The sequence below is a fragment of the Salinimicrobium oceani genome (assembly GCF_012037645.1).
The window spans coordinates 1-299 of the sequence record NZ_JAAVJR010001510.1 but is presented as its reverse complement, the minus strand read 5'-3'; the positions used below and the strand labels follow the sequence as shown (position 1 = coordinate 299).

At 47.5% G+C, this 299-nt stretch carries 1 protein-coding gene; it reads left to right on the top strand.

Annotated features, from left to right (window positions below):
• Positions 1 to 299: SDR family oxidoreductase (locus HC175_RS22870; protein WP_168140065.1), on the top strand; the 299-nt coding region annotated here is incomplete at both ends.

Genomic DNA, 299 nt, shown 5'->3' with positions numbered 1-299 from the left:
ATCTATGCTGGGAGAGGAACCCACCCTGCGATCAGATGATTTCCAGCAAACTATTGATGCAATGGCAATAAGTTTGTATGACTGGACAAAGCTCATCTACAATGCCGGGATGTTCGCCAAAGATGGACGAATTATGTCCTTCACCAGTGAAGGCAATACAAAAGCCTGGAAGAATTATGCAGCAGTTTCTGCAGCCAAAGTAGCTTTGGAAGCCATTACCCGGAGCATTGCGCTGGAATTCGCTCCTAAAGGTATCCGTGCAAATTGTATTCAGGCGGGGGTGACTGTCACCCGTTCTC